The organism is Ktedonobacter racemifer DSM 44963 (assembly GCF_000178855.1).
GTDB lineage: Bacteria > Chloroflexota > Ktedonobacteria > Ktedonobacterales > Ktedonobacteraceae > Ktedonobacter > Ktedonobacter racemifer.
The window spans coordinates 1,740,593-1,763,655 of sequence record NZ_ADVG01000003.1; the positions used below are offsets into that span (position 1 = coordinate 1,740,593).

Consider the following 23,063-nt stretch of genomic DNA (forward strand, 5'->3'; position numbering starts at 1 on the left):
ATGCAATATAAAGCCCTTCTTGTGGTTCCTGTAAGTGAGCAAGACCACCGTCAGGGATCTGCTGATGCCCCTGTAATGTTGGTGCAGTATGGCGATTACGAATGTCCCTACACTCGTCGGTCAACAACAGTTGTGAGAGCACTTCAACAACAACTTGGGACGCAGATGCGCTTTGTGTTCCGAAATTTCCCCCTGACTGAAATTCATCCGCATGCATTGCATAGCGCAGAAGCAGCGGAAGCGGCGGCTGCCCAGGGGAAGTTTTGGGAGATGCACGATTATATCTTCCACCATCAGCATACGTTAGAAGACGCTGACTTGAGGCGTTTTGCGGAGGCGCTTGACCTGGACGTAGGGCAGTTTGAGTACGATATGGCACATCATCAGCATCTTCGCCGTATTGAGGCAGACGTGGAGGGCGGCATTCAAAGCGGAGTTCAAGGAACGCCAACGTTTTATATCAATGGAGTCCGTCACGATGGGTCATGGGAGCAAGCGGCCCTATTTGCCGCCATTCAACAGGCACTGCTGGCTCCTTACAGCAATGTCAAAGCAGAAAAGAAGCAACATCATGAAGAGCGGAGCTCTCACTTACCTGATATCAGGTAGCAGAGTACCTAGGAGGAACATATGGAACACAACGTTCTCACGGGTTTTCATCATCTCACAGCTATTGTAGGAGATCCCCAGGCGAATGTGGATTTTTATACCCAAGTGCTGGGACAACGCCTGGTCAAGCAAACGGTGAATTTTGACGATCCGGGTACCTATCATCTCTACTATGGAGACGAAATGGGAACGCCTGGTACGATTCTGACGTTCTTTCCCTGGCCGGGAGCGCCGCGAGGACGCAGAGGAACTGGCCAGATTGTGGACATTTCCCTGGCTATCCCGGCGGATGCGCTCGACTATTGGAGCGACCGTTTATCTCACCATGGGGTGACGATCACGGGGCCGGTTGCTCGGTTCAAGGAGCAGGTGATCTCCTTCAACGATCCACACGGCCTCTCCCTGGAGTTGGTCGCCTCCCGCGAGGCGGATCTCCGCCGCGGCTGGGAACACGGGCCCGTTCCACAAGCGTATGCCATTCGAGGCTTCTCCAGTATTACACTGGCAGAGACCCATCACGAGCCAACAGCCGCGATGCTCACTGAAGTGCTCGGTTTTCGCCCCTTGCAACAAGAAGGCAACCGCTTCAGATACGAAGTCGGCCCGGGCGCCCGCGTCGATGTGTTGGAGCTTTCCAATCAGCCACGCGGGAGAATAGCAGTGGGCACCGTGCATCACGTGGCCTGGCGCACCGAGGATGACGCCCATCAGCTCGCCTGGCGAGAGCATTTGTTAGACCAGGACAGCGATGTGACGCCCGTGCTGGACCGCCAGTACTTTCACTCGATCTACTTTCACGAACCGGGGGGCGTCCTTTTTGAAATCGCGACTGATCCTCCTGGCTTTGCCATCGATGAGCCGGTTGAGCAGCTCGGAACGCACCTCAAGCTTCCCCCCTGGCTAGAAGAGAGTCGCTCACGGATCGAGAAGGTATTGCCCCCACTGCATGTGCTAGAGGAGAATGCTGGCAGGAGCAATAACGAGTAATCAGGTGGAAGGAGATATCGAATGGAACAGCTTCATCATTTGAATAACGTGACCGGGCCACACCAGGGACAGCCTGTCCTTGCTGCGGGTTTACCGCTTAAGCAGGCAAAAGCAGTTATGATCATGCTCCATGGACGTGGTGCCTCGGCAGAAGATATCCTGAGCCTGGCGAGCGAGCTACACCAGCCTGGTTTTACCTATCTTGCACCACAGGCTGCCGGTTATTCGTGGTATCCCAATAGTTTTCTTGCACCTCTTGCCAGCAATGAGCCCCATCTCACTTCCGCCCTGGCGGTTATTGCATCCCTCCTGGCTCAAGCAGTGGATGCAGGCATTGAACCCGAACGGACTATCCTCTTAGGTTTTTCGCAAGGTGCCTGTCTGGCCCTTGAGTTTGTGGCCCGTAATGCCAGGCGCTATGGCGGTGTGGCGGGCTTGAGCGGTGGCCTCATCGGACCGGATGGAACGCCGCGAAACTATCCTGGGTCGTTCGATGGGACACCCATGTTTCTCGGCTGTAGTGATAGGGATTTCCACATTCCCAAAGAGCGGGTTGAATATTCTGCTCAAGTGCTCCAACGGATGGGAGGACAGGTGACGGCACGCTTGTATCCCAACATGGGCCATACCATCAACCAGGATGAGATCCACGTTGTGCAAGCCATGATGGCGGCACTGTGAGCAAAGGAGAAGGGAAGCGACTTCATGGAGAGCAAGAAAGCCGAGGGCAAATCCGAGAACCAGATTGGTGCGTCCTTGCACCTTGCTATCCGCAAGGGAACGCCGCAACAGCATCTTCGCCCCAATGCACCATGCAAAATTGAGGTCAAGCATGCCAACTCCTATTATTGGTCTTGACCCAGAAAAGTGGGGCAAGCTCACTTTCTTTTTCTCTCTCTCCGTTCGGCAAATACGGTATGCATGAAAATTATATCACTAGCGATGACCGAATCTAGTGTAGATACTAACGCTGGCCTTTTGAAAATCATCCAGAGGTAGTCCCCCCCAAGCCTTAGAATCTAGCGAAGTTTTTGGGGCTCTCCTGCAATTTATGTGAAGCACATGAGCTTATCAGGCGCGTGCGCTTTTTCAGAATGTATTTGTGGAGCAACACCAACGTTTGCATAATCATGTTATTGCGCAGCTTATCACGGAAAGTGCGGGAGAGCTGTATTCCGGTCCGTTACTGATACTGTTGCTTAATTCACTGTCTTGGCTCAATAAGGGTTCACAAGATTATGACGGGCAAAACATACGCTAAGCCCGCCGTAATCTTGCGATCCCGTGTTAAGGAGATCTGTACTAGTCATCAAAGAGGTTTCCACTAGACATCGCCGATCGGTTTTTATGCTCGATTGGTGGTGTCTGGAGATGGTTCTTCTCCCTGTTGGGGAACGCTTGTACAACTATCTCGTGGGGGATATAATCATGGCAGAGCCAATCGTTGGGAAACATACCCATATCTGTATCCGCGAAGAGAGAAAGAGATGGCAAAAAAGGTTCCGGCGACGCTGTTCTGGTCAGGAGAAGACAGACAGTATATCTGGCAGAAAGAAGGAAACACGGAAAAGAGGGAGAGGTTGTCTGCTCAGGAGCATGTATTCCGGCTGCTCGACGAAGACACCTCTTTTTCCTTTCAAGGCCAACAGGGACATCTCACTCTACTGAAGGAGACGCGTGTCAGAGGCGGCGATGGCTACTGGTACGCCTATCGCCGTCAGGGGAAGCGTGTCGTGAAGAAGTATGCCGGGCGCCCGATTGATCTTACCATCGTCCGCCTGGAGGAGCTTGCGCTTGCCATGCAGGCAGAGACCATCCAAAGTGAACCAGCCCAACCGTCTCACCTTTCACCCTCTCAGCATCCTCAGCCTGCTCCTTCCACCCTGCTTCAACAGGCACCGCTCCTTCTGCCCAAATTGCACCCACCACGTCCAACCGCTTCCCTGCTCTCCCGCGAGCGTTTGCTGGCACGGCTGGATGATGGCATCTCGCGCAAACTGACGCTGGTGCTCTCCCCGGCTGGCTTTGGCAAAACGACGCTGGTGAGCGATTGGATCGCGGCACGCCATGCGCGCGAGGTGAGTTCGCAGCCAGTCGCATGGATTGCCCTGGATGCGAATGAGAATGACCCGATCCGCTTCTGGCACTATCTTCTTGTGGCCTGCCAGACCTTTCAACCGAACCTGGGAGAGAGCATCCTGCCTGTGCTGCGTGCCGCCGGGCAGCCTCCTTTTCCACGTCTTTCTCTGGAAACCATCCTGACCGGGCTCCTCAATGATCTGGCCTGCATGCCGGGACGCGGTATCCTGGTGCTGGAAGATTACCATGTGATTCAGAGGAGTGACATTCATCAGGCCATGTCTTTCTTCCTTGAACACCAGCCCACGAACCTGCATCTGATCCTGATGACGCGTTCAGAACCGCCGTTGCCTCTGGCTCAACTCCGCGCTCATGATGAACTGGTTGAACTGGGCGCACCTCACCTGCGCTTTACGCAGGAAGAGACGCGAGCGTTTTTACGACAGGCCCTGCCCTTCCCGTTCGAGGAGACGCTGCTGGACCAGCTCCAGAGGCGGACAGAGGGGTGGATCACCGGGTTACGCCTGCTCACGCTGGCCCTGCGAGGGTATGAATCGTTCTCGGCCTGGGAGATGGAACAGCGACTGGCACAGATCAGTGGGAGCCAGCGCCATATCCTCGACTATCTGGTAGCCGAGGTGCTTGCCTCTCAAGCGGAGCCGATGCAAACCTTTCTGCTGCAGACGACTGGCCTGGTCCGCCTGACTGGTTCGCTATGTGATACGGTGACTGGCCGCGATGACAGCACGTTCTTGCTTGAACAGATTGAACGCGCGAACCTGTTTTTGCTGCCCTTAGACGAGAGTGGCACCTGGTATCGCTACCATGCACTTTTCGCTGAGGCGATGCAGCACGAGGCACGCCGCCGTCTGGGCGGAGCGAGTCTGCTTGCCACCCAGAGCCGTGCCAGTCGCTGGTATGAGCAACACGACCTGCTCTCCGATGCGGTTGAAGCTGCACTGCGTGCGCGCGAACTGACACGAGCCGCCGCGCTGATGACGCGCATCGTGGAGTCACAGCCTCTCTTGCACCATCAGGAATTGCATACCTTTTTGCGCTGGCTCAGACAGTTCCCGGAAGAAATCCTGCGTGAGTCACCAACGCTCAGCGAAACCTATGCCATGGCGCTGCTGTTCACGACACAGCAGCGTACGTTCGCCTTAAAGCCACAGTTTGAGAAGTATCTCCAGATGGCCGAACATCGTTTGCGGGCACTTGGTGACCTGCCTCGCCTGGGAGAAGGGTTGACGCTGCATGCACTCCTCAGTGGGCACGTGAACGACCACGCGACCGCGATCCGCTGCGCTCGGGAGGCGCTCAAGATGTTGCCAGACGAGGAACGGTTCTGGCGCAGCCTTGCTCTGGATATGCTTGGCATAGCAGCCCTCGTAGCGGGCAGGATGACCGAGGCGCGACAGATCATGCATGAATCCTGGAAGCTCAATCCTGTCCCTTTCGAGAAGAGCGATGCCAGGAGGAGTGGTTCGCTTATCCAGCAGAGCTATCTTGCGCTTGGGGTAGGCCATCTGGAGCAGGCAGCTCTGCTCTTGCGCCAGGTCCTCGACCTCGTCGTGGATAATCTCACAGACCGGGGAACGGCCCTGCTCGGGCTTTCGACCCTCTCGTACGAGTGGAACCGTTTGTCGGAGGCCGAGCAGTATATCCAGCAGGCGTACGCACTGCATGCCGAGACCAGGAATGAATGGTTGTGGCTTCAGTCAGCGACGCTGCTGGCGCGAGTGCTGTATGCTCGCGGTGAGCACACACAGGCGCAGGATGTGTTGCAGCACCTCTCGCCCGCTCTCGCCCAACCGCGCTACTCCCGCGAGATCGAGCTGTGGCTGGCCCACTTTGCCCTCGCCTCTGGCGACCTCGTCACGGCACAACGTCGGTTTGCTGGGCAGCAAACCATTACGCAGGATGAGACGCCTCTGGATATCATGCACGAGCAAGAGCAGTTGCTAGCCGCACGGCTGCTGATCGCACAGGGAGAAGAGAGAAAGGTACATCAGGCGCTCTCTATCCTCGCCTGTTGGCGTGCGGAGGCACAGAGTCAGGCTCGCCTACGCAGCGAGGTAGAGGTGCTTCTTCTCATGACACGGGCATATGAACGTCTCAGGCGTAGGCAGGAGGCGAAAGAGGTGCTCAAAGAAGCGCTTACCCTGGCTCAGACCGCAGGGTATCAGCGTCTCTTTCTCGATGAAGGTGCCGAGATGGCCGCATTGCTTAAGGGAATGGTCTCCGAGGTGCGTGCGCCTCTCCAGGTGGCTTATTTACGCACGTTGCTGCGTGGCTTTCCCACGGTCCAACTCTCTCCGACACCAGCGAGCGGTGATGACGTGCTTGAACCGCTTAGCCCTCAAGAGCGACGTGTCCTGGGTCTCCTGGTCGCGGGCCGTACCAACCCGGAGATCGCTCGCGAACTGGTCGTTTCCCTCAACACGGTGAAAACGCAAGTCAAGAGTATCTATCGCAAACTGGACATTGGCAGTCGTCATGAGGCCAGCGAAGTGGTACGTCGTCTGGGTTTGTTGTAGATGAGCGGTTGATTTCCTGCTCCGATTAATGTAGGAAAACGTATGCAAGCATCGCTTTCCAGATCTTTCGTTGTTGCTGCTTCACTCGTAGGTGCCTCAAGACCGGTTGGTCTTTTTGGTCTTACCCCGCGTCCACAGCCAAGTTTACGCCATCGTCCGAGCCAGTACCGGTGGCGACTTGATCAATCAGCCCGATCAAGCGCAAGGCTTCAGCAAGAATGCATAACGCGGCATTATGGTCCCGGTCCTGTGGGAAAAGATGATACGCACAGGAGGGATTCTGGCAGAGAAACTCCCGATCAGACAACTGCATGGCTTCCCACTTCCAGCCGCAGCAATGACAGGTCTTACTTGATGGGAAGAAGCGATCTACCTTGATGACCTGCCCGCCGCGCTGCTCTACCTTGCTCGCCAGGAGCGACAGGAGTTTGCCTAATGCCGCATCCGAGAACGAACGAGCAAGCTTCCGGTTTTTCAGCAACCCTTTGAGGTGGAGGTCCTCAATGCCAATGATCCCGTAACAGGTGGCGAGCCTGGTGGTCAGCTTGTGGAGCACATCATCGCGTAAGCAGGTAATGCGGTAGTGCAGGCGTGCAACCTGCCTGCGTGCTTGCTCCCGTTTTTTTGATCCCGCCTTCCGGCGATGCAGACGCTTGTTGGCCCGGCGTAACTTCTTCAGCGCGGTTTTGAGGAAGGCTTGGTTCTCAACTCCCTCTCCCGTACTCAAGGTTGCCAGCCGGTTGAGTCCCACGTCGATGCCGACAGCGGCCGGTTTTTTCACCGGTATGGTATTGGGGATCTCTACCTGAATGCTCACGAACCACCAGTCTGCTGTCCTGGTAATGCGTGCGCCCGTCACTTTGCCCGCAAAGCGCACCTTCTCTGCCATATTCACCCATCCGAGTTTAGGAACCCAGATGCGATGATCACCGAGCTCCAACTGATCGTTGGCAAGATAGAAGCTCGGCTTACTGCGCTTCTTGCTCTTGAATTTCGGGCGGCGGGCACGCCCTTCAAAAAAGGCGGTAAACGCCTTGCCCAGGTCGAGAAACGGCTGATCTGAAGCGTTCTTCGTGACCTCCCAGGTCCAGGGAAATTGCTCTCGTCTGATGTCGTTAAATTGCTTCTTGAGCTTGAGCGCGGTCGGCTTCAAGCCTGCCTCATATTGCCGGTTCCACTCAGCCAGCGCCCAATTCCAGACGAATCGCGCGGTCCCGGCGGCCTTGGCAAAGTAGATAGCCTGCTCCGGTGTTGGATGGAGTCTGATCTTATGCGCCTTGATCATTCCTCACATCCTTTCACAGAACCGCTGCTCGAAGAAGGTTGTTGCTTAAAACATATGTTCCATTCCTACATCTTACCCTATTTTCCTCGTTTTTTCAATACTGTTGATTTCCTCTTTTTCCCTCCCCCAATTCACCCGCACCAATGCCCCGGCAGGGTGATGCTCGCTCACCCGCTTTCTCTTTATACTTTTGCTATCACAGGAAGACGACAGGTACAGTTGCTATCTGTTCATCTGGTTGTGTATTGAAGCCTCAAAATAGAAGGAGAAGACGATGAAGACCCTTTCTCTTGATCATCCTCTCCCTCTTTATGGAAGGAGATGATCATGGATTACGTTATTCCGAAAGAAAAAATCCATCGTGATGGGACCACCTACCTGTTTCAGGGGAGTGAGCATGGGGGAGCTCCCATTTCATTTTTCTGGCTCGATGAGACCGCACCGGGTCGTGGCCCACAGCTCCACACCCATCCTTATGAAGAGATCTTTCTTGTGCGGGAAGGTCTGGCTCGTTTCACGGTTGGCAGCGATACCATCGATGTGAGCAGTGGACATATTGTGATCGTGCCGTCTGGTATGCCCCACAAGTTCGTGAACATTGGGCATGGGCCATTTCGACACATCGACATTCACGCCAGTAAACAAGTCATCACGCAATGGCTTGAGGAGTGAAGAGGAGTTTTGTGATAGATGGACAAACGTATATCCGTTCCGGTAAAAAGGGAAAAGATGGCCTACAAATGGGTCGTCCTCTGGGTCGTCCTTTTCGGCGTGTTTATGAGTTTGCTGGATCAAACGATTGTCTCGATTGCCATTCCGCGCTTACAACATGCCTTTGATGCAAGTGTTGAGAACATCCAGTGGGTCGTCACAGCGTATATACTGACGCTTGGTATCTTCACCCCTGTGGTTGCCTTTCTCTCCAGGCGTTTTGGCATCAAGCGGATCTATATCCTCTCCCTGGTAGCATTCACCCTCAGCTCAGCTTTATGCGGCTGGGCCTGGGACCTGCCGTCGCTTATCTGCTTTCGCATTCTTCAGGGCATCGGTGGTGCGGCTCTCTTCCCCCTTGCCAACGCGCTCCTGTTGCGCGTGTTTCCACCAGAACAGCGCGGCTTGGCGATGGGATTTTATGCGATTCCCTCCATACTGGCACCTGCACTTGGTCCAACGCTTGGCGGCTACTTGATCACCTACGCAGATTGGCCCAGCATCTTTTTTATCAATGTTCCCATCGGTCTGCTGGCAGTCTTCCTGTCGGTGAAATTCCTGCGTGAGCTGGACGTTCAGAAGGATCTGCCTTTCGACCTTTTGGGTTTTGTCCTGGTCGCAATTGGCCTTGGGCTTGTCTTCTATACGCTCTCGGATGCCAGCACCGTCGGCTGGGGATCGTTTGAGATTCTCAGCCTCCTTGCGGTAGGATGTATGGCATTAGCCGTGTTTGTGGGTATTGAACTGCGGAGAGAGCGCAACCATCTTCAACCATTGTTGCATCTCAGTCTTTTTCGCAATGGCCCGTTTCTCTTCAGCATGTTGGCAACGGTCTTCCTTACGGTCCGTTTACAGGGTGCGACGTTTCTCTTCCCACTCTATCTGCAGGAGAGCCTCGGACAGACTGCACTGCAAGCTGGCCTGATGTTGTTACCCTACGCCCTGGCCTCTGGGGTTGCCTCGCTCATCGGAGGGCGCCTGGTAGATCGCCTGGGGGCACGGGCGGTGATCCTTCTCGGAGTCGTGCTCCTCATTGTGTGCACCTGGCAACTGACCTTCATCGCGCTCGATTCGCCCTTCTGGTGGTTACAGACCCTACTCATTGTGCAAGGGCTGGCGCTGGGCCTCTGCTATCAGCCATTGATCGTCACAGCAACGGCTGAGGTGGCACCTCAGCGAATGGCATTAGCAACGACGATGAATACCTTGACGCGCTCCCTATCGAGTTCTCTGGGTATTGCCATGGTTGCCACCCTGGTACAAATCCAGAGCCAGGTGCATAGCGTGCAACTTACCAAGAGTGGGCAGCAAGCGGCTTCTTCCGTCGCTTCTCTGAGCTTTGTCCTTGCGTTGCAAGATGCCTTCCTCCTGCTCACGGTTGTCACCGTTCTGGCACTTATTGCGGTTCTCTTTATCCGAGGACGCCGCAAACAGCTATTGTAGCGAAGTATGGAGGGCTCAGAGAGGTTGGCCTAAGATCTTAGAAAATGCACATTTTCGTGAAGATCTTGGGCCAACCTCTGCCAGGTTCAGAAATCAGCCCAGCACGTGTTCCTGGCAGATGGAACGCTTTGACCTGTAGATGCCATCCGCGATTTTGGTACTGAATTGTTTTTGTGGGCCATGAAAACGATCGTTTTCATGGCCTCTTGTGCAAGCAGGCCTCTGAGTATTAATGGATACTGTTGCTAAATTCGCTGGTCTAGCTTGACAAGAAAGTGCTGACCTTCTCAATGTGAGCTTGAACAACCTGCCCAAAAGGATGAGAAGTGAATTTAGCAACAGTATCCGTTACTACTCAAGGGCCTATAAAGCGTTTCGAACAGCAAAAACGCCTCATACGATCAAAGAAACATGCGATATACTATCTCTTATGAGTGAATCGCCGTCTTTGTCAGTTCCTCGCTGACCTCCCACGTCCGCTTCTGGAGCGCTTCGTCGTAGGAAAGCTTGCTGGAAGTCACAGGGACGCATTTGACGAAGTATTTGCCCGATACGCCCTCGATCTCTGGTGAAGAGGCCAGGTAGATCGAGGTTTTCGCGCCCGCTTCCACATTGATGCCCATAAATCTACCCACAACGCTCATGAATGGTTTCAACGGGCCGGGTGCGGCATTTTGCGAGATATTGGTGGCGACAAAGCCGGGATGAAGCGCATTGACGGTTACTGATGTATCTTTGAGCCGTCGGGCCAGTTCGTACGTGACCAGCAAATTAGCCAGCTTCGATTGAGAATATGCCTGCAGGTCCAACCCGCCATACTTTTTCTGCGATTGCAGATCGTCAAAGTTAATCTTACCGCTGAAATGCGCTCCGGAGTTCACATTGACGATGCGGGCAGGCCCGCTGGCCTGTAAGGTATCCAACAAGAGATTGGTGAACAAAAATGGGGCGATATGGTTGACGGCTAGCGACATTTCGATGCCATCGACGCTCTCACGACGACTGGGGAACATCGCGCCCGCGTTATTCAGTACTACATGTAACTGAGTGTATCTTTTCTTGAACTGCTCCACCAACTGACGGATGGATTGCTGTGATGATAGGTCGGCCAGTAACAGATCAACGGCATTATTTCCGCTCGCTGTCTTGATCTCTTGCTGGGCTGCTTCTCCTTTGTCGCGGCTGCGGCAGATCAGCACAACGGTCGCCCCCATCTTCGCCAGTTCTCGTGCTGCGACCTTGCCAATCCCTGAGTTCGCGCCTGTAACGATACAGATTTTTCCATTCATATGTGTTTGCATAATGTTCTCCAATCATCAAAAACGCCTATTTTGATTGTATCATAGCCCTCTTCTCTCGCAGAGGAACCACGAATAGCGCAAAAAACCTCGATTGTTCCATGCACGGGTGTCCGCGCCAAGGGGGTAGAAAATCAAGGAATGATATGCTTAGCACGCAGGCATTGGAGCAGCTCAAGGAGAGCATTTTGGCTGTCGAGGCATTCTTGAAAGCCAGAGCGTCGGGCCTTGCGTGTGTCTGAGATCACGTCGTAGTCCAGGCGGAAGAGAAAGTCGGTAAACTCAAAGCCAGCCATCTCTGATAGGCGGTAAGGGTGTAACTTGTATTTTCCCACCATTGTGCTCCACGTCTCATCTTTATCGGCCATGAAGGTCGCAAGCGGCAGAGGGAGCGGAGCCTCAAGTGATGTGCCAAAGAAGGTGGCGAGGGCGGGCCACAGGTTCTGCCAGCGAATGAGGTCGCCATTGGTGATGTTGAAGGCCTCGCCCGCGCAGCATTCCTCTGTCAGCGCCCAGGCGATTGCCCGTGCCAGGAGTCCGGCGTCGGTCAATTCCTGGAGATGGGTATAGCCCGCGTTGGTTCCGGGGAAGCGGAGTGGGACATGTAGCTCGTGACAGAGTGAGCCATAGATTCCCAACGTCAGGGCTAGGTTCATGGGGCTGCCTATGGAGAGACCACACATGCCCGAGGGGCGAACCGCCGTCCAGTTCCACCCCCTAGCCGCGCCGTGCTCGCGTACGTAATCCTCCTGGTCATAATAGAAGTTTGGCGGTAGGTGGCGCGAGTCGCTCTCCTTCGCTGGCGTTCGATAGGGGCCGAGATGGGCGCCATAGACCTTGGCCCCCTGCACGAGCAGAGCACGTTCAAGCGGCGCGCCGTTTTCCTCCAGGCTCTCAATCAGATTCGTAAGCATGGCAAGGTTGATGCTTACTTCAGCAGAGGGCGTTGAGGCGGGTGCCAGCGCGGCAAAGACCACGTGGGTCACACCCCTGGCTTCTGTGAGCACTTGCTGACACTGAGCGCGGTTCGCCAGGTCAAGCGAGAGGAAGCGTGCCTGTGTTGGGTAATCAGGTGTCCGCCGCGAGATAGCGAGGACCTCCCAAGCTGGATTGGCCTCAAAGTGCTCGACCACGGCACGGCCCACGACGCCCAGGTCACCACCTACCAGGAGCGTGGCTGAGTGGGAGCGCTGGACTGAAGGTGTGTTTTGAGAAGAGGGCTGCATAGAGTACCACCTTGTCTACTAAAGCCTCAACAAATTACCCTGGTGATTCTTCTTATTCACAACCCATTATAGCTGGAGTACTGTAATTTGACTCATAACCTCGCCAAAAAGGGGCTTTATGCGTCAGAGGGGAAACTGGCGAGGTTATGAGTCAGCAAAAGGTGTCTAAGGTACAGATGGAAGAAAGAGCGCTTAGAGAGAAACGACCACTTTTTTCGCGGAGACGCCTTGCCTTTGAGCGTCTAAGCCAGCCTGGATGTGGTCGAGTCCCTTGCCAACGACGACTGGTTCCGGGGCGGCAACATAGTGTCCTTCCGCAAGGGCCTGTGGCAGGAAATCTTCGTAGAGCACTTTGCTGACCTCGTTGTCCATCATACCGGAGACGAACTTCGTGCGGATGTGCCTCATGCGAGATGTTACCTGGAACGACACATTCGCTGACACAAACCGAAAGATGAGCAGAAGCGTCTGCAAGTTCAGGCTGGGGCGTGTTGGCATGTTAGTGATCCTTTCTGTGTGGAGGTGTGATAAGGAATATCCCTCCAGCGGCTTCGGCCAGTTCCGGCCCGAAGAGAGCTCCAGGGGTATACGCTCCTGGCTGGCCCTGGTCGGCAAGCAGCTTTTCCGCAACTGTTGCCGCAACCGTGGTGGTAAACACCATGGCGTCACCGGTGCGCAGCCAGCCTTCCTGGTCGGCCCCATCCGGCCATTGAACGGAGGCATGTCCCCATGAGTATTCTCGTGGGCGTTTTCGAGGGGAGATGTGTAGGCGGGCAAATCGGCGTTTTGCGAAGGTGCGTAGTGGCCTCATATGTAACAGCCCGGCCGCAATTGGGAGGATCACGCGAACGGCGGGACCGGTAGGTACCTCACTAGAGGCGGCTAGGACGTTAGGAGATCCGCTCGCTCGTTGTGCTGCGAGCAGTTCGCCAAGCGGAGCGCTTGCAGTAGCGACATGTGAGCCATCAGGAAGGATAATGGTGGTCACACTGCTGCCAATTCGGTTCCGCACAAGGCGACCACGCTTGTAGGAACGTCCGCCGTAGGGTAGTCCGTCAATGAGGGTTGCCGCAAGGGCTTCACCAATGACCCCCCCCTCAATCTCAACCGAGGGCAGCATGTCTGTGCGAACTCGGTCAGGAGTCGGACGGTCTTGACACAGCTTCATCACAACGCTCTCGGTAGCTAGCACGCCGAATCCGGCACCTGTGACCAACGTGCGGCCTGCGGCGACGGCTTCCTCATGCAGATCAAGCAGTGCAGATACGGAAATCACGTCGTTTGCCAGATCGATGTAGTGACTGCACGGGAGGCAAGTGCGGGCAATCAGCACAGTGGTTTCGGTGAAAGGACCAATGGTATTGATGACGACAGCTGGCCGCTGTCGGCTGATCTCAGTCGCAATCTCTTCTGGTGAAGCGGCAACAATGATCCGTAGCTCTTTCGAAAGAGCGGCGGCCAACTGGCTCAGGCGTTCCCTGTCACGCCCAACCAGCACAGGTAAGACGTTGCTCTCAACGAGACGAGCGGCGACCGCGCGGCCCACATGACCGGTTGCGCCCAAAATCCATACGTCGTTTGTGAAGCGACTCGATGACATATTCCTCTCCTTTATGGGAAACCCCAGGGTTGAATAGCGACAAATTGTCGCAAAGGCGTCAATTTGTTACAATGGAGAGTGTAGCCCGGTGGAATGCTCCAGACAAGCATCAATACGTGCCGTTTGTTACATATGCAACAAAGAGGGAAACATGGCGCACGAAGTACAAACAGACTTGCGCGTCCGGCGCACCCATCACTTCTTGCAGGAAGCGATGATTGAACTGATTACCGAGAAAGGGTTCGAGTCCATCACGGTGGGCGATATTGCCGAACGGGCCATGATCAACCGAGCCACGTTCTACCGCCATTATCAGGATAAATACGATCTGGTAGTCAAGATCTTTGAAGAAGCAGCCAATCACCTGGTGGAGGATATGAAACCCTTCCACAAAGACATTGATCCTGGTGAGAAGGAGGAGAATCTCGTCGGGATCTGGAGCCAGTTATTTGAGCATGTCGCTGAACATGCCAGGCTGTACCGAGCGATGCTGGGGAAAAACGGCAGTCCGTGGTTTGCGGCCAGGATGCGTGAGCACACCATCAAGCTCATGCTTGAGAAGGAGAGACGGTGGAAACACCAGGTGGAACCCAGTCAACCGATTGATCCAGCCATGCCCCCTGAGTTGCCTGTTATGCAACTTTCACATGTTCTGATTGGGACGATCGTCTGGTGGTTGGAGAGCGAAAAGCGCTACACTCCCAGACAAATGGCAACCTGGTTTTATCGCTTTGCGTTTTATGGCTATCTCTCGGCACGCGGGTATGAGGTTCCTTTGCCAGGGAAGGACAGATAACTTCGCCTCATTGACACAAATCATCGCCACGTTTTGGCAATTGGCCCCTATCTTTCAGCAGGATCGGCGAGTTTTCTCCACTCGCTCCAAATTGGCGAGTTTTTGAGTCAATCTGTGTTTCGGGCGAAGTTATGGTCAGGAAAATCAATATTGACTCATCCATTTAAGCTCAAGGCACTGGCGATTTTATGAGTCAGAAGTGGCAAATTTATGAATCTTACGCAACTTTGCTGATCAAGGATGTGGTATACTACAGAGTTGAACATTTTTTCACGTTTGTAAGGCTTTTTCAAGGACCCAAAAACATCCCATGATCATTTTTCCCGACCTTCCCAATGTTGAAGTGGAAGGAGTAGAGGGAGCCGAGGAGATCATCCTGACCCTACGTACGACATCCCCAACAGCCTCTTGCCCCTCCTGTGGAACCGCATCTTCGCGTCTCCAAAGTCGCTATACGCGGGCGTTGCGCGATCTTCCCTCCGTTGGGCATTCCATCCGCCTCATCATGCATGTCCGCCGTTTCTTTTGTAAAAAGAGTACTTGTGCTCAAAAGATCTTTGTTGAACGACTTCCAGAACTTTGCCATCCTCACGCTCAACGCACGAAACGGCTGCAAAAAGCCCTTTGTGAGTTGGGACTCAAAATCGGGGGCCAGGCCGGAGCGGATGTAGGAAGTGAACTCGGCATCAGCGGAAGTCGCGATACGATCTTGCGTCTGGTTCGCCAATCGCACCCGTCAGCTCAATCAGCACCACACATTATTGGTCTCGATGACTGGGCACGCAAGCGCAGGCTGCGCTATGGAACCCTGATTTGTGACCTGGAATTGGGTTTGCCCATTGACTTGCTCCCCGACCGCTCGGTCGAAACGGTCTCCGCCTGGCTGCTCAAGCATCCCTCCATCAAGGTGGTCAGCCGCGATGGTTCCTCGGAATATGCGTCGGCTATTCAAAAAGGGGCTCCTCAAGCTCGACAGGTGAGCGACCGCTGGCATTTGGTAAAGAATCTGGCCGCCTGTGTCTCAGTGCAACTGACCCAAAGCCTGACGCAACTGCGTCGTGTTGAGCAGGCAGAGGCCAACGCCCTCGATGAGCAGCAACCCTCACCTGAACGTCAAAGCCATCCCAGGACACGCGGCTCCGAAACTCGCGCAACACGCTCGTCAAGCGGAGCGAACGGCTCGTTACGAGCAGATGATGGCACTCCAATTGCAAGGGATGAAAAGCCTGGAGATTGCGGCTCACATGGGCATGGCACCACGAACCGTTCGGCAATGGCTTGATCGGGGAGATATTCCTTATTCCGGTTCCCGCAAGCCTCGAGCAAGCCTCATCGATCCCTACAAGACCTATCTCCTGGAACGCTGGCAACAAGGGTGTCGCCAAGGAGCACAACTGGAAAGAGAACTGAGAGCAAAGGGATATAAAGGGTCACCACGAGCCATCTATCGCTACCTGGAGACGTTAGATGCTTTGAGCTTTCCTGCCCGCAAAAGCGGTTCCCCATCAGCGACAAAACCGCTCAATCCCTTATTGGCTCTCTCGGCACCACAGGCCACCTGGCTCTTTTTCCGCAAGCAGGAGGATTTGCGCGGAAGAAGAACAAGAGAACCTTCGGCAGTTGAGGCAAGCGAGCCCACACCTTGAGACCGCCTACCAACTGGTGGAGATGTTTCTTCACATGGTGCGTAAGCGCACTGGAGAACAGCTTGACGCCTGGTTGGCAGCGGTGAAAGCCAGCCATCTTGAAGCGTTTGCGTCCTTTGTGACGGGTGTGCAGCAAGACAAAGATGCCGTTCTTGCGGGATTGACGTTACCTTGGAGCAATGGTCCTTTAGAAGGAAATGTGAATCGGCTTAAGCTCATCAAAAGAAGTATGTATGGTCGCGCCGAAGTCGATTTGCTCAAGCTTCGTGTGCTCTATCAGAGCAAAACGAGTCGAGACAGAAAGGACAAGAAGAAAAAGATGCAAGGACAGCAGGTGGTTCATCTGAAGAAACCACAGAGCATGAAAAACGATGCAAACTCTCAGCGTATCACAACTGCGATCAGCAAGGTTGCGTAAGATTCAATTTATGGTCTTTCCGTCAAGTACAGCGCAAGGGCATGGAGGGACGATACGCCGTCCCATTGGCGTCAGATGAAGGGGACGACGCGAGGTCCGCCCTGCACCTGGGCGCATTTGCCTCTTCCGAAACAATGGCTGGCTTTCCTTCATCTCATCTGGGATGAAAAGTGCCTGTTTGTTGCTTTTATGCACGAACTTCGATATGATGTTTTCCTCAGTGTATGTAGCAAGGGCTGGGGCACTCATGAAGCGACATCCCGCAATCTTTCTTCTCGCTTTTCTTCTTGGCCTGGTGATCTTCTTCCAGATGAGCCAACCATCGCAACAAAGGTAGTGTTGCAAAAAAATTAAAGCTCTGCAAATTGAAGTACACACAAACATACCTCACTAGTAAAAGATGCAAAACGTGCGCCCTTTCTCTAGAATAATGATTCTTGTGCTGTAATTACTGGCTCCATTTTCTCCGCTCAAAATTTTTTGCAACACTACCCCATACATCGTTTCCCTACAAAGGGTACCTGCCTGGTGCTCTTGAGAAAACAGGTGATGTGTTTGCTGTCTCCTGTAAGACGATTACAGGTAACTCTTTTTTAAAAGATGGGGCCGAGTTAAAGCAGAAAGGAAAGTGTGCGAGCATATGCAAATTCCATCTCAATTTGAGATCAAAGAGCTCATGAAGGTGCGTGAGGGGCCTTGTATCTCAATCTTTATGTTCGTCTCTTCTAGAGAGGGTGAAACACAACAAAATCCGATACGCTTACGCGAGCTGATACGAGAAGCTGAGCAGAGCATGCCGCTCAAATTAAGTACTCCTACACGTAGAGAAGCACTCCTTCAGCCTATGCGTACATTACTCATCGATGATGCGATTTGGCAACGCCCTGAAGAGGGTTTGTGTTTGTACAGTTCGCCAGGCCTGTTTCGCGCTTTTCCCTTGCCCATGCCGGTAAAGGACCAGGTTGTGGTGGCTTCCCACTTCTATCTCAAGCCATTGCTACCATTTCTCACGAATGATGTGCGCTTTTATATCCTGGCTCTCTCTCAGCACGAGGTGCGCTTGCTCGAAGGTACACGCTATCATATCCATGAGGTCGCACTTCCAGAACACGTTCCGGTGGGCATCTCAGCGGCACTGAACTATGATAAAACGCAAAATATAGTGCAATCTCACAGTGGGGCGTCTGAAGTATCCAGAGGAACAGGCGGTAAGCGATCAGTCATTTTTCACGGCCAGAGACCAGGAATCACCGATACAAAGAAGAACCTCTTACGCTACTTTGGGCAGATTGATCGTGGCTTGCATGAATTTCTGCACAACAAAAAGGTGCCGCTGGTCCTGGCTGGCGTAGAATACCTCTGTCCGCTCTATCGCAAAGTCAATACCTATCCCCATGTTCCCCCCCAAGAGGTCAGGGGCAATCCTGACAAATTAAGTAATAAAGAACTGCACGACCGGGCCTGGACGCTTATCGAGTCAAGTCTCTTACAAAGACAAAGTGAGGCGGTAGCTCGCTATGAAGAGTACGCAGGCACCAGGAGAGCGTCCCATAATATCAACGTTATTCTTCCTGCCTCCCACTATGGGCAAGTCGATACCCTGCTGATCGCCTCTGACAGAGAGCTCTGGGGAACCTTTGATACATCAGCCAACAAGACGCATGTGTACAAGGAACTCCGCTTTGGTGCGAGCGATCTCTTAGACGTTGCCGCAACACAGACACTCCTTCATGATGGATCTGTCTATGTTCTCGAACACGATCGTATGCCTGGTGACAAACTCGCTACGGCAGTGTTTCGCTATTAATTCAATGGTGCACTGGATAACAAATACGGTTGTGTTGCAAAAAAAAGCGGATCTGCGAGAGTAAAGGAAAACGTGCGAAAGGGACACGTTATGACCGAACAGCATCCGTTCAAATGGCGTCATTTCCAACCTGACATCATTCTGCGCCATTGGCACTGCTCGCGTAGCGGACAGGGGCGGCAACTGCGGATACTGGCCCCATAGACGACACGCAGGCTCCCATCGGCTTCTTTCCGTTGCTCATGCGGGATCAGCTTCTGGTCAGCAGGGCACTGTAGCGTCCCATCAGGCTGGAGGGCGAAGTCCTGGCCAGAGAAGCGGCCAGCCTTCCAGGGCAAACCCACATGAGGAGGTGCATAGCCGGAGGGAGGAGCCACACGTGGTGGAGTGGGCGAGGGAGGTGGGATGGCAGGAGCCCGCCTCGGTTGTGCGTACCGGATCAGGATGCAGATGGTGTCCCAACTCCAGGCGGAGGTTCCACATTCATTGCGACACCACCTGCCAGCACTCCTGCTCCCCAGGCCGAGTGACTGCACCAGCGATCGGGGCCCTGTTCTTCATCTTCATCTGCTAGAGCAGGTTCAAAGGCATCGCGATGCCGGTAGATCTCGACAACATCGGAGGCGGTGAACGCCTGTTGCGGCAGAGTGGTGAAGAAGAGTTCATAGACAACACCTGAACGCGTGACGCCAACCGGACTCTTCTTCGAGCTTTCTGGATGGGTAGCCACAAATCCAGCACGTCCATACGGTTGGCGTTTGAGCAGCTTAAGACAATGGATCTGCCCTTGACTCCAACTCGTACGTCAGAGCATCCATAATGACAGCTTGGTCGCGCTTGATGCCTGTGAGAGACTGGAGGGTAATAGCGTCGCGGTCGACTCCGGGGCTCGATTCGCGCGCGAAGCGCCGTCAGGTAATTGCGTACAGCAGTTTCCGAGCCACGATATCCCTGGGCACAAATGGCTTGGCAGAGGGAAGCGATATTGTGGGATTGTCCCGCTTTAGAAGAATACCTGAAGTGAAGAGAAGAAGGAAGAGTATTTCTTCTTTCGCAGAGGAACCACGAACAGAGCAAAAACCTGGATTGTTACATGCACGGGTGAAGCTTGGGAGTGGCAGGAACCATCATTGATCTATCTCCATAAACCCACGACTTGCGCAACGAGGTGTGCTCAGATCCCATGCCGCTCTTTTGGAGCGTCTTCCTCAAACGTAAAATTTGGCCAAAGTAGTGGCAGCATGCTGCTACAAGAAAGAAGGAGTTTGCCCTGAGAAGTTTGATGGCCTATACCTCTCACAGACAAACAAACAACAGAGAGAAAGGCCATCCCTATGAACGAATCTACCACAAACCTGACCGCCCATTTTACTGGCCGCGCGAGCCTGGCAGTTCTCGGCGTCAAGATCCGTAAAATGGATCTGTTGGCACCCGTCCGCAAACTGGTCCATATTCCGCAAAAAACCGTCAAGGATGCTCCTTTTGAGAAACTATTCGATGCGTTCATCACAGTCGGTGATCCAGCAAACGCTTTCTGCTTGCACTGCCGACACCGTCAAGCAGATGGAGCAAACAGCGAACGAAATCTATCGCCACCATAGCCAGGGCTATCAACACGACTACTCCCAACAGTACCAGATTCTGGATGTGGATCTCACGGGCCTGCCGTGTGGCAAAAGGGCAGCACTGGCCACCAAAGGCTATTTTGCTGGAGCGCGCAATCGCCGTGGACGACAACTGGGCCGGGTACTGGCCACACGCTACGGTGAGGTCGTGACCGACCGGCTGTTTGAGGGTCGGACAAGCCTGGCCTCAGCCTTTCAGCCGCTGATCCAGGCCGCTGAACAAACTCTGGGACTGGACGAAGCCCAACGATCTCGTACGTTGCTCCGCGTCGATGCTGGCGGTGGGAGTCTGGATGATGTCAATTGGGCCCTGGCGAGAGGCTATCAAATGCACTGTAAGGATTACTCCGGGCAACGTGCTCGCCACCTGGCGGCATCCGTCACGACATGGATCGAGGACCCGGATGAACCAGGGCGACAAGTTGGGTGGGTCGAAGAGCCAGCTCCAGAGTATGTGCGTGATGTAGTGCGGATTGCGGTACGCAAGCGGAAGCCAAATGGGCAGTGGGGTATTGCCGTGCTCATCTCTACCTTGCTTCCCACCGAGGTGTGTGAACTGACCGGAGGCTATGGAGAGCGGTCTCTCAGTTCCACCCAGGTTCTGCTGGCGCACGTTCGTCTTTACGATCAGCGCGGCGGGGGTGTAGAAACCTCGTTCAAAGGTGATAAGCAAGGATTGGGACTTGCCAAGCGCAGGAAGAAGCACTTTGAAGCCCAACAGATGCTGATGCTCCTGGGGAGCTTGGCTCACAATGTGATCGTGTGGGCACACAACTGGCTGGCAGGATCCACATCCCAGCTCCAGCACTATGGGCCGGCGCGCATGGTGCGCGATGTTTTTCAGATCAGCGGCTTTCTCCTCATCGATGCTCGGGGCCGCATCCGTTCTGTTGTGCTCAATCAGGATGCTCCTTTCGCCCCTGTTTTACTTGGCCCTTTGCGGGTGCTTCTGGCTCCAGCACAGGTGATACTTCGTTTGGGCGAAACATAAATCTTTCAAGACACATCACTGGCACTTGCTCTCAAGCTCATTCCACTCTTCTTGATTGGCCGTGGTCAGACAAAAGTAAAGGATCAGCGTAGGATCATGGTGAGGAAATGTTCCGTCGTCCCAATGGGATTGTTCTGCTTTGAGCACTTCACGGTAATGACGGGCACTCCGCTGTACATAGGTGCCCCAGTCTTCTCCATCCTCGCGATCAAACGAATCACCTAGTACTCTGTCATCTCTCACTTGATGAGTGTGCCGCCTGGGGCGGCAAGCAAAGAAGAGAGGATGCGGGGACACCCACGCGCTTCATCTGCCCCCGGCAGCGCGTCGCCCCGGCAGAGGGCTCGCCGCCCTCTGCACTCCCGCTTTTTACTCATCGCTTGACGGATGACAGAGTACTAAGTACAATCAAGTAACTTTTTGTGGGTTGCCTGGCAAGCACAGGCAACCCACAAAAAGTTACTTGATTGTACTTAGCCATCGTCGGACCTGCGAAGGAAGGCTTTATTTCCACTATTCTGTTCAAGTGTAGCAGATGAGAGGCGGTTTTTCCAGGTTTTGCATTCCAGGGGTCAGGGCTGATGCGAGTCTGCGAGCACGCATCAGCCCTGACCCCGGTGAGCAGCCAGTGTCACCACTGCAGGCCACGTTTCGGGGGCGTGGGCGGTGGTGCGAACCTACTCGCGGCGGCCTGGGGATACGGCGGTTGCTAACCTGCTGGCGGGTTCGAGATGTGGACCTGACCACTCGCCGCTGAGGTCCCTCCCTCACAGTGCTGCACGAAAGTTGCGTCGAACTTCTGCACATAGCCCTGAGGACCGAGGACAGCGTCAATGATGGTGAACGAGCCGGTCACCGTGTTGCATCCCCGGCCGTTGCCGTACAGAGCCAGGCCCGGCCCATTCCCGTTGAACGGGTACCGGTGCGCGTCGCTGTAGGTACCCGGAACGAGAACAGCAGGCTTCCCATTAATGGGTGCCACCGTACCGGGTGCTCCGAAATCCAGGGTCCACAAGTCGCCGTTGTAGCCGGTAACCCCGATGCTCACGGTGCTACCGGTGGAACTGGCGGAGATGGTCAGCGCGTCGCCCTTCCTGGTGGAGTACGAGTACAACTTGCCTCCGGCGATGAAGTCGCCGGCACTCCCCCTGAAGCTTAAGGTCCCGGTGGCCTTTGTCGGGCCGAATGCCGTCGGCGACGGGGTGGCCCTTGTCGGGCTGAATGCCGTCGGCGACGGGAAAGCCACCGGTGGAGTATATGAGTAGCTCGGTGTGGGTGCATTGCTGGCGACGATTCTCCCCAGCGTGTAGAGCGAGCCACACAGAACGCAGGAAATGGCGATGATGCCGCCCCCGGCGATAAGCAGCCAGTGCCACCACTGCAGGCCACGTTTCGGGGGCGTGGGCGGTGGTGCGAACCTACCCATGGGCGGCGGATAATATGTGTGCGGCGATTGATTGTAGGTATACAGCGGTTGCTGACCCTCTGGCGGCATGTTCGGAGGCATAGGAGTGCTCAACCTGGTTGTCCTTTCTGGTGGCTGTCCTTCCCGGTGCGACGACCGGTCGGCCTCTTGTGATGTATGTAGCCATTCATGAGCGAGGAATCGCTACTATGCTGACCTTGAAATGCAAGAAACAGAACGGAAGATAAAATCCCCAAAGTAATATCAATAAAATAACACCAACCCATAGCCCTTTTTGACATGATAGCCCTCCAAATTTCTTCTTAGACAAGATTTTAACTCGTCTAAGTAGACAAGTCCAGCAAGACCATAAAAGTTGCAAGAATTATCAAATGTCTCATAGTGCCGCCTGAGGCGGCGAGGAGAGGAGAAGTGATGCGGGGACACCCACGCGCTTCATCTGCCCCCGGCAGCGCGTCGCCCCGGCAGAGGGCTCGCCGCCCTCTGCACTCCCGCTTTTTCGCTCATCAAATCAGAGATGACAGAGTACTAGAAGCGGGTGCAGATGCGACCCATTGGGCCATTTCAGCCAGGGCTCCC

At 54.4% G+C, this 23,063-nt stretch carries 23 protein-coding genes; 13 read left to right on the top strand and 10 right to left on the bottom strand.

Translation table 11 applies throughout. From position 1 onward, the window contains the following. The 5 genes from KRAC_RS36685 (at position 1) to KRAC_RS36700 (ending at position 6,212) form a co-directional block, all read left to right on the top strand. Positions 1-609, top strand: coding sequence for a DsbA family protein (locus KRAC_RS36685; RefSeq protein WP_007916197.1), 609 nt, complete (start codon positions 1-3; stop codon positions 607-609). A 21-nt stretch (positions 610-630) separates the two neighbouring features. Further along, positions 631-1,596, top strand: coding sequence for a ring-cleaving dioxygenase (locus KRAC_RS36690; RefSeq protein WP_007916198.1), 966 nt, complete (start codon positions 631-633; stop codon positions 1,594-1,596). A gap of 21 nt (positions 1,597-1,617) precedes the next feature. Further along, entirely contained in the window at positions 1,618-2,277 is a 660-nt protein-coding gene (locus KRAC_RS36695; protein WP_007916199.1) for an alpha/beta hydrolase, read from the top strand. 24 nt (positions 2,278-2,301) lie between these two features. Then, complete coding sequence (locus KRAC_RS72075) at positions 2,302-2,454, top strand: hypothetical protein (RefSeq protein WP_007916200.1); 153 nt, start codon at positions 2,302-2,304, stop codon at positions 2,452-2,454. Between the two features lie 629 nt (positions 2,455-3,083). Next, positions 3,084-6,212, top strand: coding sequence for a winged helix-turn-helix domain-containing protein (locus KRAC_RS36700; protein WP_007916205.1), 3,129 nt, complete (start codon positions 3,084-3,086; stop codon positions 6,210-6,212). A 121-nt stretch (positions 6,213-6,333) separates the two neighbouring features. Here KRAC_RS36700 and KRAC_RS36705 read toward each other — a convergent pair whose 3' ends face one another. Beyond that, complete coding sequence (locus KRAC_RS36705; protein ID WP_007916206.1) at positions 6,334-7,497, bottom strand: RNA-guided endonuclease InsQ/TnpB family protein; 1,164 nt, start codon at positions 7,495-7,497, stop codon at positions 6,334-6,336. Positions 7,498-7,824: 327 nt separating this feature from the next. Here KRAC_RS36705 and KRAC_RS36710 point away from each other — a divergent pair, with 327 nt between their 5' ends. Beyond that, on the top strand, positions 7,825-8,169 hold the full coding sequence (locus tag KRAC_RS36710) for a cupin domain-containing protein (protein ID WP_007916207.1): 345 nt from the start codon (positions 7,825-7,827) through the stop codon (positions 8,167-8,169). A gap of 18 nt (positions 8,170-8,187) precedes the next feature. Beyond that, positions 8,188-9,651 carry an MDR family MFS transporter gene (locus KRAC_RS36715; RefSeq protein WP_007916209.1) on the top strand — a complete coding sequence of 488 codons (1,464 nt, stop codon included), beginning with the start codon at positions 8,188-8,190 and terminating at the stop codon, positions 9,649-9,651. A gap of 428 nt (positions 9,652-10,079) precedes the next feature. Here the strand turns inward: KRAC_RS36715 and KRAC_RS36720 are convergent, their stop codons facing one another. The 4 genes from KRAC_RS36720 to KRAC_RS36735 all read right to left on the bottom strand — a co-directional run bounded on the left by KRAC_RS36720 (position 10,080) and on the right by KRAC_RS36735 (position 13,775). Beyond that, positions 10,080-10,952 carry an SDR family oxidoreductase gene (locus KRAC_RS36720; protein WP_007916210.1) on the bottom strand — a complete coding sequence of 291 codons (873 nt, stop codon included), beginning with the start codon at positions 10,950-10,952 and terminating at the stop codon, positions 10,080-10,082. A gap of 131 nt (positions 10,953-11,083) precedes the next feature. Then, positions 11,084-12,175, bottom strand: coding sequence for an SDR family oxidoreductase (locus KRAC_RS36725; RefSeq protein WP_007916211.1), 1,092 nt, complete (start codon positions 12,173-12,175; stop codon positions 11,084-11,086). A 192-nt stretch (positions 12,176-12,367) separates the two neighbouring features. After that, positions 12,368-12,673: an MDR/zinc-dependent alcohol dehydrogenase-like family protein gene (locus KRAC_RS36730; RefSeq protein ID WP_040445625.1), complete on the bottom strand. Its 306-nt coding sequence runs from the start codon at positions 12,671-12,673 to the stop codon at positions 12,368-12,370. Position 12,674: 1 nt separating this feature from the next. Next, the gene (locus KRAC_RS36735) at positions 12,675-13,775 is read right to left on the bottom strand and encodes a saccharopine dehydrogenase NADP-binding domain-containing protein (protein ID WP_007916212.1); all 1,101 of its coding nucleotides are present in this window, start codon (positions 13,773-13,775) and stop codon (positions 12,675-12,677) included. Between the two features lie 151 nt (positions 13,776-13,926). Between KRAC_RS36735 and KRAC_RS36740 the strand changes: the two genes are divergently transcribed. The 5 genes from KRAC_RS36740 to KRAC_RS36765 all read left to right on the top strand — a co-directional run bounded on the left by KRAC_RS36740 (position 13,927) and on the right by KRAC_RS36765 (position 18,442). Next, on the top strand, positions 13,927-14,571 hold the full coding sequence (locus KRAC_RS36740) for a TetR/AcrR family transcriptional regulator (RefSeq protein WP_007916214.1): 645 nt from the start codon (positions 13,927-13,929) through the stop codon (positions 14,569-14,571). 310 nt (positions 14,572-14,881) lie between these two features. Beyond that, a complete protein-coding gene (locus KRAC_RS36745) occupies positions 14,882-15,853 on the top strand; it encodes an ISL3 family transposase (protein ID WP_052568852.1) in 972 nt (323 codons plus the stop codon). Continuing rightward, complete coding sequence (locus KRAC_RS72080; protein ID WP_040445626.1) at positions 15,816-16,217, top strand: hypothetical protein; 402 nt, start codon at positions 15,816-15,818, stop codon at positions 16,215-16,217. Before KRAC_RS36745 ends, KRAC_RS72080 begins: the two co-directional genes overlap by 38 nt. Further along, positions 16,192-16,635, top strand: coding sequence for a transposase (locus tag KRAC_RS36755; RefSeq protein WP_052568853.1), 444 nt, complete (start codon positions 16,192-16,194; stop codon positions 16,633-16,635). Before KRAC_RS72080 ends, KRAC_RS36755 begins: the two co-directional genes overlap by 26 nt. Before the next feature lie 640 nt (positions 16,636-17,275). Then, positions 17,276-18,442 carry a baeRF7 domain-containing protein gene (locus KRAC_RS36765; RefSeq protein WP_007916216.1) on the top strand — a complete coding sequence of 389 codons (1,167 nt, stop codon included), beginning with the start codon at positions 17,276-17,278 and terminating at the stop codon, positions 18,440-18,442. Positions 18,443-18,561: 119 nt separating this feature from the next. On the opposite strand, the gene KRAC_RS76725 is transcribed toward KRAC_RS36765, so the two are convergent. Both KRAC_RS76725 and KRAC_RS76730 read right to left on the bottom strand, forming a co-directional pair. Continuing rightward, positions 18,562-18,978 carry a hypothetical protein gene (locus KRAC_RS76725; RefSeq protein WP_244422433.1) on the bottom strand — a complete coding sequence of 139 codons (417 nt, stop codon included), beginning with the start codon at positions 18,976-18,978 and terminating at the stop codon, positions 18,562-18,564. Then, positions 18,882-19,172 (bottom strand): hypothetical protein, encoded by a 291-nt coding sequence (locus KRAC_RS76730; protein WP_040445628.1) that lies wholly within the window; start codon positions 19,170-19,172, stop codon positions 18,882-18,884. The genes KRAC_RS76725 and KRAC_RS76730 overlap by 97 nt, the downstream gene beginning before the upstream one ends. Before the next feature lie 767 nt (positions 19,173-19,939). Between KRAC_RS76730 and KRAC_RS36775 the strand changes: the two genes are divergently transcribed. Next, positions 19,940-21,058, top strand: coding sequence for a hypothetical protein (locus tag KRAC_RS36775; protein ID WP_007916217.1), 1,119 nt, complete (start codon positions 19,940-19,942; stop codon positions 21,056-21,058). 15 nt (positions 21,059-21,073) lie between these two features. Here KRAC_RS36775 and KRAC_RS72085 read toward each other — a convergent pair whose 3' ends face one another. The 3 genes from KRAC_RS72085 to KRAC_RS72095 form a co-directional block, all read right to left on the bottom strand. Next, positions 21,074-21,301 carry a hypothetical protein gene (locus KRAC_RS72085; RefSeq protein WP_007916219.1) on the bottom strand — a complete coding sequence of 76 codons (228 nt, stop codon included), beginning with the start codon at positions 21,299-21,301 and terminating at the stop codon, positions 21,074-21,076. A gap of 466 nt (positions 21,302-21,767) precedes the next feature. Further along, on the bottom strand, positions 21,768-22,040 hold the full coding sequence (locus tag KRAC_RS72090; protein WP_157507505.1) for a hypothetical protein: 273 nt from the start codon (positions 22,038-22,040) through the stop codon (positions 21,768-21,770). A gap of 70 nt (positions 22,041-22,110) precedes the next feature. Beyond that, positions 22,111-22,434, bottom strand: a complete 324-nt coding sequence (locus KRAC_RS72095) for a hypothetical protein (RefSeq protein WP_157507507.1) — start codon at positions 22,432-22,434, stop codon at positions 22,111-22,113. Positions 22,435-23,063: the final 629 nt, after the last annotated feature.